10 protein-coding genes and 1 other RNA gene are annotated in these 13010 nt (G+C 42.7%); 6 read left to right on the top strand and 5 right to left on the bottom strand.

Annotated features, from left to right (window positions below):
* Nucleotides 1-130 precede the first annotated feature (130 nt).
* Both ssrA and IPZ60_RS07670 read right to left on the bottom strand, forming a co-directional pair.
* Nucleotides 131-489, bottom strand: a transfer-messenger RNA (tmRNA) gene (ssrA, locus tag IPZ60_RS07675).
* Nucleotides 490-574: 85 nt separating this feature from the next.
* Nucleotides 575-1246 (bottom strand): alpha/beta hydrolase, encoded by a 672-nt coding sequence (locus IPZ60_RS07670; protein ID WP_194197231.1) that lies wholly within the window; start codon nucleotides 1244-1246, stop codon nucleotides 575-577.
* Nucleotides 1247-1420: 174 nt separating this feature from the next.
* Between IPZ60_RS07670 and IPZ60_RS07665 the strand changes: the two genes are divergently transcribed.
* The 4 genes from IPZ60_RS07665 to IPZ60_RS07650 all read left to right on the top strand — a co-directional run bounded on the left by IPZ60_RS07665 (nucleotide 1421) and on the right by IPZ60_RS07650 (nucleotide 6188).
* Nucleotides 1421-2806, top strand: coding sequence for a glycerophosphodiester phosphodiesterase family protein (locus IPZ60_RS07665; RefSeq protein ID WP_194197230.1), 1386 nt, complete (start codon nucleotides 1421-1423; stop codon nucleotides 2804-2806).
* Nucleotides 2807-3212: 406 nt separating this feature from the next.
* Nucleotides 3213-3986: a response regulator gene (locus IPZ60_RS07660; protein ID WP_194197229.1), complete on the top strand. Its 774-nt coding sequence runs from the start codon at nucleotides 3213-3215 to the stop codon at nucleotides 3984-3986.
* 54 nt (nucleotides 3987-4040) lie between these two features.
* Nucleotides 4041-5858, top strand: a complete 1818-nt coding sequence (gene creC / locus IPZ60_RS07655; protein ID WP_194197228.1) for a two-component system sensor histidine kinase CreC — start codon at nucleotides 4041-4043, stop codon at nucleotides 5856-5858.
* Nucleotides 5859-5957: 99 nt separating this feature from the next.
* Entirely contained in the window at nucleotides 5958-6188 is a 231-nt protein-coding gene (locus IPZ60_RS07650; RefSeq protein WP_194197227.1) for a hypothetical protein, read from the top strand.
* A gap of 177 nt (nucleotides 6189-6365) precedes the next feature.
* On the opposite strand, the gene aroC is transcribed toward IPZ60_RS07650, so the two are convergent.
* Entirely contained in the window at nucleotides 6366-7469 is a 1104-nt protein-coding gene (aroC, locus tag IPZ60_RS07645) for a chorismate synthase (RefSeq protein WP_194197226.1), read from the bottom strand.
* 114 nt (nucleotides 7470-7583) lie between these two features.
* Nucleotides 7584-8750 (bottom strand): 50S ribosomal protein L3 N(5)-glutamine methyltransferase, encoded by a 1167-nt coding sequence (gene prmB / locus IPZ60_RS07640; RefSeq protein WP_194197225.1) that lies wholly within the window; start codon nucleotides 8748-8750, stop codon nucleotides 7584-7586.
* Between the two features lie 355 nt (nucleotides 8751-9105).
* Between prmB and IPZ60_RS07635 the strand changes: the two genes are divergently transcribed.
* A complete protein-coding gene (locus IPZ60_RS07635) occupies nucleotides 9106-10455 on the top strand; it encodes a L,D-transpeptidase family protein (protein WP_194197224.1) in 1350 nt (449 codons plus the stop codon).
* Between the two features lie 94 nt (nucleotides 10456-10549).
* Here IPZ60_RS07635 and IPZ60_RS07630 read toward each other — a convergent pair whose 3' ends face one another.
* On the bottom strand, nucleotides 10550-10762 hold the full coding sequence (locus tag IPZ60_RS07630; protein WP_110922650.1) for a hypothetical protein: 213 nt from the start codon (nucleotides 10760-10762) through the stop codon (nucleotides 10550-10552).
* Nucleotides 10763-11041: 279 nt separating this feature from the next.
* Between IPZ60_RS07630 and IPZ60_RS07625 the strand changes: the two genes are divergently transcribed.
* The gene (locus tag IPZ60_RS07625; RefSeq protein ID WP_227669278.1) at nucleotides 11042-12817 is read left to right on the top strand and encodes a TIGR00341 family protein; all 1776 of its coding nucleotides are present in this window, start codon (nucleotides 11042-11044) and stop codon (nucleotides 12815-12817) included.
* The last annotated feature ends 193 nt before the right edge of the window (nucleotides 12818-13010 follow it).

Below are 13010 nucleotides of genomic sequence, written 5' to 3'. Positions count from 1 at the left end.
TGATGAAAAAATAATGTTTGCTCTCCTAGACTCCAGCTCTGAACGGTAACTCATGGCCATTTTGGATACAGACACCTAAAATTTAGACAAAAAAAATCCGACCACATTGAGTGATCGGATTTTTAATATTTGGTGGAGATGGCGGGAGTTGAACCCGCGTCCGCCAGCATTACGCTCATGAATCTACATGTTTAGTTTCTGTCTTTAATTTTAGTCTGCACCGATCCGACAGTCAGGATGGATTAGCCGATTCTCTACTTTTGAACCCAAGCGATTGAGACAATCCCTTGTGGCGAGCCTACATGCGGACGCTTCAACTTAGTTGACCAACTGTAGGTGATCAGCAACTTAGTAAGCAGGGTTTATGCTGCTAGAGCGTAATTTTCGTCGTTTGCGACTATAACAATATATGTTGGATTAACGAGAGGACATATACTCTCGACATGCATCATTGAGTTTCATTACCAGCGTCGAAGCCAGAACATCCCCAATAAGGTCGACTATTATATAGTAGGTAGTGGGTAGGTTTCAACCTTTATAAGGCCTGTATTACATTACGTTACAGCTCAGCTATCTAAGCAAGTACTGCGTTCAACCATGTACCAATCGCTTGAATCTGCGGCATACATACTTGATGCGCCATCGGATAAGTATGATATGCCACGTTATAGCCTTTATCGGACAATAATTGCTGTGCCTGCTCACCCAAAACAACAGGGACAACCGGATCATGACTACCATGTTCAATCAAAATTGGCATGTCTTTATTAGCAGCACTATAATCGATATTATCATTGGTCGCTAAGTAGGTAGAGAGCGTCATCAAACCAGCCAAACGCTTTGGATAGCCAAGTGCCACATGATAAGCCACTGCCCCGCCCTGCGAAAACCCGGCAATAACGATATGCTCAGGAGAGACACCGCGCTCAACCTCACGGCTGATCAAATCATTGATTTGTTGGGCAGACTCTTCAATTTGTGCAACATCGATTTTACGTTCTAAACTCATCTCTAAAATATCATACCAAGCTGGCATGACCATACCGCCATTCACCGTCACTGCACGCTTTGGTGCATGTGGGAAAATAAATCGTACAGCCATATCATCAGCCAAGCCCAGCTGCGGTACCACAGGCTCAAAGTCATGACCACTAGCACCTAAGCCATGCAACCAAATGACAGCACGGTTGATGGTTTTTTGGCTAGGGTTATGCTCAACAATAACAGCGTCTAAATAGTCAGTCATGACTGATCCTTAATACAATTTTGATAGTTTAGCTTTGAGAATTGGAAGCGAAATATTTTTGTAACAATCACTCGCCTGTCATTATCTTTTAAAAATTATCAGGTAACGTAAGGGATGGATAAATGACAGCAATATTGTACTTATTATTTTTCACTTTTTGTAGGGACAGTTTACATGACAATGTTAGATAATTCAGTGGCGACGCTCAATCAACTCAAAAAAACGCCATTTAAAACCGTTAAGATGGTCAGTATAGCCATAGCACTAGGGGCCACTTGCACTCTATCAATGGCCGCAGACGATATACGCAATACCACATTGACTCAAACATCCAACCAAACCATTAAGCCATCACTAAAACAACTACCAAAAAACCCGCATGCCAAACCTCAAGCCTATACATATGGTGTGCGGCCATTCTACTTGGTCAATGACATGGATGCAGGACCATTAAAAGACGAGCTGATGGCTTGTAGTGCGCAAACGCCTAGCAAAACGAACTTTTCTATCGCGCATCGCGGTGCACCGCTGCAATTACCTGAACACACTTATGACAGCTATGTCGCCTCAGCGCAAATGGGCGCAGGCATCTTAGAATGCGATGTGGCTTTTACCAATGACGGCGAGCTGGTCTGCCGCCATGCGCAAGACGACCTGCATACCACTACTAATATTCTGGCGACCTCGCTGGCCAAACAGTGTACCGTACCGCCAATTATCGACGCCAACGGTGTGCTGACCAATGCTGACAGCATTGAATGTCGCACATCAGACATTAGCGCAAATGAGTTCAAGACCCTCACAGGAAAAATGGATGCCGCGGATAAAACAGCTACCACTCTCAATGATTATATGAATGCAACGGCTGCATGGCGAACTGATTTATATTCACAAAATGGTCAAGTGCTCACATTAAAAGAACATATTAAGCTTGCTCAAAGCCTAGGTATGAAACACACGCCAGAGCTAAAAGCACCAGCCGTCACTATGCCATTTAACGGCTATAGCGTAGATGCTTATCGTCAACAGCTGATTGACACTTATAAAAATGCAGGCGTGGCTGCCAGTGACGTGTTTGCGCAGTCCTTTAATATTGAAGATGTGGATTACTGGATTAAAAACGAGCCTGCTTTTGGTGCCAATGCTATATATTTAATTGACGATAGCAATGAGACCGCAACTGGCAAAACCTTTGATAAAAATGATCCCAGCACGTGGAAGCACTCACTAGCCAATATAAAAGCGCGTGGCATTAAGACCATTGCCCCACCACCGTGGATACTGGTAACCACTGACGAGACAGGTAAAATGATACCTTCCGCTTATGCCAAACAAGCCAAAGCACTTAATTTGGATATTATTACTTGGTCAATTGAGCGCTCAGGGCCGCTAGCGGCAGGTGGTGACTGGTATTATACTGACTTAGGCAATGCCATTAATAACGATGGTGATATGATGACTTATATAGATGTACTGGCGCAAGATGTTGGAGTAAAAGGTATTTTTTCTGACTGGCCCGCAACCGTTACGTACTACGCAAACTGCAAAGGTTTGAGCTAGTCTGTATTGAACATTTATAAACAAGTCCTGCTAATAACTAAAAGGTCAACTGAGTCACAACTTGGTTGGCTTTTTTGTATGCTGGAGTATTGATACAAAGGTTAGTTCAACGTCTGCTTTGACTCATTCAGTTAATCAACGACTGTCATATCAGCACCACGAAACGTGAAAACAGTTCGCCTCTCATTTTTTCCATCAATTTTTCATCGCTTTTGACGAGCATTCACAAAATGCCTTGGGACTTTTATGCTAGGATAATCCCAACAACTTTGGAGTCTTTCCATAGCTCCAAATACAAACTTTATTCAGCAGAGTGGACACTGACAGTATCTGTGCGATTATTATCTATTAACCGTCACGTCAAGCAGCCATTTTTTACACATTTTTCTAAAATAAGTATACCGTCATGATTCATATTTTACTGGTAGAAGATGATCCCGCCATCGCAATGTCGCTCAAGGTCACTTGCAAGCGTGAAGGCTGGCAAATCACATGGTTGGACAATGCCAGTAGCGTACTGCCGATGCTACATAGTGAGGCCGCAAGCGATCTATCAGCCATTATTTTGGATGTTGGCTTGCCAGATGGTGACGGTCTCAGCTTGTGTCAACAAATACGCCATACACCTGATATCGATGCCTTAAAAGACATTCCTATCGTGTTTTTGACGGCACGTAGTGATGAGGTCGATCGTATTTTGGGCTTGGAGATGGGCGGCGATGATTACTGTGCCAAACCCTTTAGCCCGCGAGAGTTGGTCGCCCGCCTAAAAGCCATTTGGCGACGTGAGCAATTGCTGTCTCAACAGTCATCCGCTCCTACTACCTCAATAGACAATGACAACCCGTCTAATAATATGACTGGGCAAGCATTAACGTTTGAATGTCAGTCCGGTATCTGGCATTACCAACCGCTCAATTACTCATTGATGTGGCAAGAGCAAAAGCTAGAGCTGAGCAATACCGAGCGCAAAATCTTATTGACCTTATTACAAGCACCCAATCAAGTATTCAGTCGTGAGCAACTGTTAAATGCAGTCAGTGACTATCCGGATCATCGCTTGGCGAGAACGATAGACAGCCATATCAAGTCAATTCGTAAGCAGCTGGCTACCGTAGATGCTAGCATCGATGTCATCCATACACACCGTGGATTGGGCTATGCGTTATGTCCCGCTTAGCTATATTTTACTTAGTACTGACTTTCTATAACTGCAAGCAACACTGATAAAAATATGACCAATAAAGCGAATGATATCGTTGATAACCACGCTAATAATAGCGTTGATCATCCTGCTAATGCTAATCAAAGTAACTGGTATGCAAAGTTACATCCTATTGGCACCGCGCAGCAAACGACTGAGCCAAAACGACTGCTAAATCTGAGTATATTTTTTAGAATTTGGTTAGCCGTTGCGTTGGTATTAACCATTTGCGGTGTGGTTGTATTTACTCAGCTATTTGGCTATGTCAAACCAACAGCGCAGCAAGTCATCGAAGACACCTTATTAGATACCAGTAAATTGCTTGCGGTCAGCTTGCAGGTGCCATTATCGTCTGGGCAGCTATATGAGGAGGCTTATCAAGCAAGACTGGATTCAGCATTCATTGGCACGCCAGCGACGAACAAAACCAGAGAGCCCGAATATAAAAATAAAAGCTATAGCAGTTTTCGGATATATGTCACAGACCGTTCGGGCATGGTTATATATGACTCTCTGCCTTATCCTGACAACGATGAGGGGCAAGATTATAGTCGTTGGAACGATGTCTATTTGACTCTACAAGGTCAATATGGCGCAAGAAGTACCACGCGAGATCACAATCAGCGCGATGGCACTATTATGTATGTGGCGCAGCCTATAAAAGACGCCGCTGGCAATCTGATTGGCATCGTCAGCGTCGGTAAGCCTGTCGCTAGCGTATTGCCTTATTTGGATGATACGCGCAATCGCATGCTCATCACGGCGCTGTTCATGAGCATCGCTGCCCTGATGTTGGCAGGACTGGTAGCTTGGTGGCTTAAGCAAAGCATTACCTTGGTTACCCAATATACCAGTGCACTGGCTGAGGATACCAAAAAACCCTATTTTTACTTAGGTCATGAGCTTAATAGCCTGACAGATACGATTGAATCCATGAAGCATAGATTGGAGAATCGTTCTTATGTGACTGATTATGTCCATACCCTCACCCATGAGTTGAAAAGCCCATTGACCGCCATTCGTGCCAGCAGTGAACTGTTAGAGGACGATGGTCTCGATAGTAGCGCATTAGACATTGAAGATCGGCAGATGCTGATCCAAACTATCGGTGAACAAAGCATAAAAATGCAGCAGTTAATTGATCGATTACTGTTACTTGCCAAAATTGAGCAACCAACTTTTAAGCTAAACCAACAGCTAACGTCTCTATTACCATTACTACAAACCCTTGCAAAAAATAATGCCGCTAAATTGCAGCAGCAGCTTTTAGCACCTATTGACATCTATATCGATGATGCACGCTTTACTGACACCATACATTTACAGCCGAATATATTGGCAAATACCAGTGTCTTTGCTGATCAGTTCTGGTTGGTACAAGTGCTACAAAACGTATTGGATAACGCCATCCACTTTGCTGAGAGTACGGTCAATATTCATATTCACAATACAGTGCAGACAGTGACTATTGATATATTTAACGATGGCAAATTACTACCTGACTATGCCGTGAAAAAAGCCTTCGACCGCTATTTTAGTTTATCGCATCAGAGCCAAGCCACTTATAGCACAGCCAGCCAGCCCAACCAGTCATCAGAGACACCACTCGATAAACACTCAATCGCAGAAACCAAACCAGAACAGCCTAGCACCTCTGGCAACACTCTCAAAAAAGGCACTGGCCTTGGTCTGACATTAGTAAAGCAAGTAATCGAACACCATGGAGGTCATGTTGCGATTGACAACGTGCATCGTAATGAAGATGCTAAAAATGGCGAAAGTAGCGTTATTAAATACTCACATTCTGGTGTGATGGTTAGTATCACACTGCCTTTAGCTCGCGAATAAAATTCATTAAACTTCCATCATTCCTACACAGGTTTTCTATCTCATTGTCTTACGATAGCGTTATTCAAATTCGTAAGACAGATTAAGGATAGAAATACGATGCAACACACACTTATTACCAACCATATTGTTAATAACAAGCTTATCGAAAGTCAATTGATTAAAAGCTTACTGGGTCATAGTCGTCATCATTGCGCACAGATTTTGTCAAATCAAAGCATCGATAGTATTGAATTTGGACATTGGCTCGCTATTCCCAGTCAGCAGGTGTTATTGGTGTTTCGCCATCAACGGTGTGTGGCAATTGATGCTTATCAAATAGCTGCTTAAGCACTTATTCAACTTTACATCAGATAGTAACCCACTAATTTAAGAAATTTATACTCATCCATGAAAAAGCCCTGCGCTAACTCTAATCAGAAATCGTTAGAGCCAGCGCAGGGCTTTTTAAATCACATTACGATAAAAATACTGGTACTGGTGCTAGTGTTACTACTAACACTAAAGCTATGTAATCGACTCTACTGGCTGCTTTACATCGCCGTTTTGACCACGATTACGCAGGTAATGATCAAGCAATACAATCGCTAGCATGGCTTCTGCGATAGGTGTGGCACGGACACCAACACACGGATCATGACGACCCTTGGTCAGCATATCGATCGACTCACCTTGCGTGTTGATACTCTTGCCAGCGGTGGTAATACTAGACGTTGGCTTGAGCGCAATACTGACACGAATGTCTTGCCCTGATGAGATACCCCCCAATATACCGCCAGCATGATTGGCAGTGAAACCGTCTGGCGTTAGCTCATCACGAGAGCTGTGACCGAACTGCCCAGCCACTGCCATACCATCACCAACTTCAACGCCTTTTACCGCATTGATGCTCATCATCGCATGAGCAATATCTGCATCTAATCGATCAAACACTGGCTCACCAAGTCCAACAGGGACACCGCTTGCGATAACCTCTAGACGCGCACCACAACTGGTACCTTCACGGCGCAAGTTGTCAATTAATGACTCAAAACGAGTCACCGCTTCTTTGTCAGCACAAAAGAATGGATTACTATTGACGAATTCCCAATCAATTTGGCTAGCATCTGTGACGTTACTATATTCATTGCCAATCTGAGTCACATGACCACGGACTTGCACGCCTAGACAGTCTTGCAGATATTTCTTTGCAATAGCACCAGCCGCAACGCGCATCGCCGTCTCACGTGCTGATGAACGACCACCGCCACGATAATCGCGAAAGCCATATTTCATACTATAGGTATAGTCAGCATGACCTGGACGAAAAGTATCTTTAATCTCGCTATAATCTTTAGATTTTTGATTGGTATTACGAATCAGTAAGCCAATAGATGTACCGGTCGTTTTACCTTCAAACACGCCAGAGATAATTTCAACTTCATCAGATTCACGGCGCTGAGTCGAGTACTTAGACGTGCCTGGTTTGCGACGATCTAAATCTACTTGCAAATCCTCTTCAGACAAAACCAAACCGGGTGGCACGCCATCGACGATAGCCATAAGGCCTGCGCCATGCGACTCTCCACACGTAGTGACAGTGAAAACCTGTCCGATACTATTGCCTGCCATATCTATCCTTAAATAAGTAAACGCAACTTATGCTTATTTTATTCATCGTTTGTGACTGTGGCGAAAATTACCGATTATTATGATAACTAACGCCTGAACAAGATTCATATTTGACTATTGAATGCTATCTAACAGCTGTACATAAGAGGCAAATAACTGACGATGGGTCATCAGCTCATCATAGGTAATCGCAAAAACACCATGACCACCGTGGGCAAATTTCAACCAGTCAAGCTGAATTTCAGGATAGGCTTGTTTTAATGCCCATTCGCTATCGCCCACTTCACAGATTAGCAGACCTTCTGGACTCAGATAATCTGGCGCTTCAAACAAGATACGATGTACCAAGTCTAGTCCATCTTGACCAGCAGCTAGTGCATGCTCAGGCTCATATAAAAACTCAGGTGGCAAGTCAGCCATGATAGCTGCATCGACATACGGTGGGTTAGTCACGATGAGCTCATACTGGTTTTCAGCAGGTATCTTCGCAAACAGATCTGACTCAATCACATTCACTTGATGACCAAGATCATGATGATCGACGTTGACCATTGCCACCTCTAACGCACCTTTATCGATATCGACAGCATCAACCAGTGCATCGACGAAACGAGTCGCAAGCGCAATAGCAATACAGCCAGAACCGGTACACATATCCAAAATACGCTCAGGCTGCGACAGTTGCTTGACGTCTAGGCCATGATCGTAAAACGCTACGCCTTGCTCATTAGGGCTAGTACCCAGAGGCTTAGCCAATTCATTCACCTCAAAGTAAGGATGAAACTGCTGACGTATCAATTCTGCTATCGGTGAACGTGGAATCAAAACACGCTCATCGACATAAAAAGGCAAGTCACAGAAGTATGATAAGTTAATCAAGTAACTGAGTGGCTTACGTTCAGCGATGCGCTCTTCTAGCAGGCTTAACACCAACTGCTTCTCTGAAGTCGTCAAGCGACAGTCAAGAATCTGCTCATTCGCTGACCAATCTAGAGACAATGAATGTAATACAATGGCAGATGCCTCTGCGAATTCATCGGTAGTACCTTGGGCGACAACCACATCATAATTGCGTAGTTGAGTCACTGAAAAACGAATGAAATCGCGAATACTGACGAGCTGCTCTCGCGCTTCTTCTAGCTCTGCATGCAAATTGGCAAATTGATCGTCCTCACCGAGAAGCCCAGACTCCAAATCAAACGCCATATTATCTTCTAGACTATCGTCATTGAAGTACTGGTTTTGAAACTCTTCTGCGCTCATTGTTTGGTCTTCTGACATATCATACCTTGCTGATTACATGTTCGTTGACGACATGTGGGTGGGTTAAATCGCTTCTAATAAAAGCCGATCTATTAATTAATATTCTAATTATACATTATAGACATAAACACTAAGTAGCGCCAATATTTGCATTTTTGTGTTTATGGAAATAATGAAAAATGTAAGAGGCTTGAATCATATAATGAGCTATTACCCTATATAAACTCTCGCTCAGTTATTACCCAACTGTAGTGAATACGTCAGCAGTTGACGTTTGGCAAGCATTAAGTGAAAAAAGATGTGTCTAAAGTTTGCGAAGCATCCAAATTATGCGCATAATAGCCACATTAGTACCAACTACAAGTGATTCAACATGATGAAAATAAAGCCTATTATTACTGCTATTTCTATCGCTGCTGTCAGCGTTAGTGCCATTGCTGCCACTGCCGATACGACTCGCACATTGCCAGTACGTACAGCGGATTCGCTTGCGAAAAAAGTTAGCCTCAATGTGCAAGAAAATCGCAGCAACTCGTTAGACAGTCGTACAGCGACTGACAACATGACGCAGCTAATCGATTCAAAACAAGCACCGAAAGCGGCGGCGCCTGATAATATGAGCGCAGCTGAGCTGATGCGTAAAGATGAGCAGGCTGACCGTACTGACGATATAAGCGAAGGTCAAGCGGTTGCTGCTCCTAGCAACCTGGCATCGATCGATTCATCTGACCCACTTTCTTTTGAATTGCCTGAGAACGAAAAACGTCAAGACTTTAGTGATGACCCTACCATCAAAAATATCGAAGACAAAGATGGTAAAAGACACACTACCTTGAACCTATCAAACTATGCCAAGCAAGTGAATAGTTCTGTCTGGTCACCAAACATGAAAGTCAACTCAGCGATGACTATCAAGATGCAGGCGTTACTGGATTGGAACCATGCGTCTCCTGGTCCTATCGATGGTGGATGGGGTATGAACAGTAAAAAAGCCCTTATCAACTTTCAAACCATGAAAGGTTTGACTGCTAACGGTAAAATGGACCAAAAAACATGGGACGCTTTAGTCAAAAACATTCCTGCTAATAAGCCCGTACTGGTCACCTATACGCTGACTAAAGCAGATCTTGATACCAACTTTGCGACTACTCCTTCTGGTTCAGAAGCCAAGTCAAAAATGAAAGGTTTGTATTATCAAGATATCAAAGAGATGTTGGGCGAGCGTTTCCACATGGACGTACGCTACCTTGATAAGCTGAACAAGAACAAAGAATACAAAGTCGGTGAAACCATCACCGTATTGAACAACCGTGGCGAGCTTAACCAACGTATCAACCGTATTGTTGCTAACAAAGCAGACCAAACCCTGTATGCATACAATGGTGACAAACTAGTTGCTACCTATCCGACGACTGTCGGTAGTGCTGCTACACCATCACCAAAAGGTACGTTCAAGATCATCAATAAAGTAAAAATGCCTTGGTATAAGTCAACAGTCGGCGAAGGTGCTCAAAAGAAAGTACATATGATCGCACCAGGACCAAATAATCCAGTAGGTGTCGTTTGGATGGGATTGTCTAAACCTTCTTATGGTTTACATGGTTCACCAGTACCTGAAGGCATCAGTCGTCAAGGGTCAGCAGGTTGTGTTCGTTTGACCAACTGGGATGTACTAGAGGTTTATGCAAACGTTGAGAATGGCGCAGTGGTCGAACTTCAATAACGCTCCACTATTATAGTTACCAAAAAAGACCTTGATATATCAAGGTCTTTTTTATGGCTGAACATAAATGATGGTTGAATATCCTGAAAATATCTTACACTTTATACCCTTCCTCATTGCCAGTAATACTACCCACTTTTTTGGTAAAGAATAACCCTGCTGGGATAGATACCAAAATTCCCAATGCGACTGCTATTTGCACATGCAATATCTCATTAAAACCTGTGACTAGCGTGGCAACTATAAACACACCAATGGTAACAGTTGCTGCTATTGAATAAATGACAGAAAATAATGGCCAGTTCATAAGATAATCCTTACTTTTATTGTGGATATAGTACCTTTATACACTAAACCCACATTAAAAGTAAGTATTTAATATAGACCCACAGAGTAGCCATAACAGATGATTCATAACAAAAGCCATGCTAATATTAAGGTTTTATTCTCATAGTCTAAGCATTACTTTCCAACTGCTATCATTTAACACTGAACTTCTTTGTTCGTTCGCAAAAAACTCATACACCTTCCTCTATTTATCATTACAATAACGACTTTCTTTTACTTTTTAAGAAAGTTACCTGCTATGACCTCATCTGAAGAAAAACCGTCTAATAACATGAGTACTACCAAAGACTCATTAGTGATGACTAAATTTACAAAAGAACAAGCTATGGTCGCGAATGAGACTGATAGCTCTGAGCCAGACAGTACCTCAAAAAATGCTGAATCTTCAGAGTATTTAGAGAATCATGATGAAAATGAATCCGATAAGGACATGGCAGATACACAAAATCCTGAAGCAAAGGTAATCATAGAGTCAGTCAGCCCAGACGTAGCAGTTGCGACATTAGAGACACCTAATACCACAACGTCAGAGTCTGAAACGTCTGAAGATAAAATACAATCCTCTACTGAAGACCTAACATCAGAGACTAAACCAGATTCAAACCATACCGATGTTGAACATATCAACTCAGAAAATCCTGAAGCGACAAAGCAAATTCAGGATGATGCTGACAGCACTAAGCAAACCTCTCAAGAGGAAGCCGACGCTGAAGTCACGGTTTCTGATAGTGATATAGAAGATAGCTCGATAAAAAATAATACGAATACAGAGCAATCAGTCAACGAATCAACAAACGCTATTGCAAATAAGCATAAGACTGGCACAAAACAAGACGGTCAGAAAAATATAGAGCATACTGTAAAAGACGCTATCAAAGATGAAGCTAACGATCAAGAAGCTCAAGAGGAGGAAGTTAAAGAACAAAAGGAAGCCAAACTTGAGTCTTATAAGCAGTTTGTTGCTGAACAATTTAGCAATCAAAAGGTAGATTATCCAGAAGTACGTGTCAGGATTGAAGCAAACGCACTGCCGAGCAAAATGTATTTCATCATGAACATACTGTCTGCCATTATCGCCAGTTATGGACTGGTGACCAATTCAGCAGCCGTTGTCATTGGCGCCATGCTAGTTGCCATGATGCTAGGACCCATTACTGGTGTCGCATTAGCCATTATTGACCACCGTATGCCGCTACTGCGCAGATCCCTCATCACCATGTTCATCGGTGTGTCATTGGTAATATTGGTTGGCTTTATCGTGGGGTGGCTACACAAAGACCAGCCTTTAACAGCAGAGATACTATCGCGTACTCAGCCAACATCTATGGATTTAATGATTGCTCTGGCAGGTGGTACTGCTGGTGCTTATGCGATGGTTTCGCCGCACCTCTCGGTTGCCGTTGTGGGCGTAGCCGTTGCCACAGCACTGGTGCCACCACTGGCTGCTAGTGGTATTTTATTTGCTAATGGTGAGCTACAGCTCGGACTCGGTGCATTTTTATTAGCCATCACCAACATTATTGCCATTCAATTTACCAATGCCTTAGTACTTTGGCTGCTAGGGTTCCGCCGCTTGGTTGATGACGATTATAAATCAAACACCTACTTAACTTTTTTGCGACGTAATGCCGTGACTTTATTATTGTTAGGTGGCTTGGGTACTTATTTAACCATCAATCTACAGACCAATGCCAAGCAGCAAGTATTTGAGAGTAATGTCAAAGAAACCATCAATAGTTACTTCATTGATAAGGGCAACGTGTTAACCAACACCCAATTCGACACCGTTGATGAAAATCAAGTCGTACGTGCTGTCATTCGCGGGGAAACAACACCTAGCTCATACGATGTCCGTCAAATTGAATTAGCAATTACCCAAGATATGGCAACAAACTTTCCCAAATACTTACCCATTAAACTACAACTGCGCTACTTACCAGTACAAGTAATTGAATCCAATCCACTCATACAAGATAAATTGGATGAAACTGATGCAGCAATTTTGACCAACTAATTCGTTTTCAGGCCAGCATTTTTTCATGCTTTAAAATACTGGCTATAGTCAGCTCAAGATAATTTTAATACAATCATGAACGCAAGTGAAAGCACTACCAATAGCAGAATTAACAATCCTGACACGCTATCTGGCTGATATAGTATTGCCTATATATGCACAGAATAACCTTGCAGTTGTAACTCTTGTACCA

It is taken from the genome of Psychrobacter sp. NG25, assembly GCF_015234355.1.
Lineage (GTDB): Bacteria > Pseudomonadota > Gammaproteobacteria > Pseudomonadales > Moraxellaceae > Psychrobacter.
The sequence above is the reverse complement of the archived record's forward strand: the minus strand, read 5'-3'. Positions and strand labels throughout refer to the sequence as shown.

Coding starts and splice junctions, on each gene's coding strand:
- IPZ60_RS07670 (WP_194197231.1), bottom strand. CDS start 1,246: ATGACTGACTATTTAGACGCTGTTATTGTTGAGCATAACCCTAGCCAA.
- IPZ60_RS07635 (WP_194197224.1), top strand. CDS start 9,106: ATGATGAAAATAAAGCCTATTATTACTGCTATTTCTATCGCTGCTGTC.
- prmB (WP_194197225.1), bottom strand. CDS start 8,750: ATGTCAGAAGACCAAACAATGAGCGCAGAAGAGTTTCAAAACCAGTAC.
- IPZ60_RS07660 (WP_194197229.1), top strand. CDS start 3,213: ATGATTCATATTTTACTGGTAGAAGATGATCCCGCCATCGCAATGTCG.
- IPZ60_RS07625 (WP_227669278.1), top strand. CDS start 11,042: ATGACCTCATCTGAAGAAAAACCGTCTAATAACATGAGTACTACCAAA.
- creC (WP_194197228.1), top strand. CDS start 4,041: ATGACCAATAAAGCGAATGATATCGTTGATAACCACGCTAATAATAGC.
- IPZ60_RS07665 (WP_194197230.1), top strand. CDS start 1,421: ATGACAATGTTAGATAATTCAGTGGCGACGCTCAATCAACTCAAAAAA.
- IPZ60_RS07650 (WP_194197227.1), top strand. CDS start 5,958: ATGCAACACACACTTATTACCAACCATATTGTTAATAACAAGCTTATC.
- aroC (WP_194197226.1), bottom strand. CDS start 7,469: ATGGCAGGCAATAGTATCGGACAGGTTTTCACTGTCACTACGTGTGGA.
- IPZ60_RS07630 (WP_110922650.1), bottom strand. CDS start 10,762: ATGAACTGGCCATTATTTTCTGTCATTTATTCAATAGCAGCAACTGTT.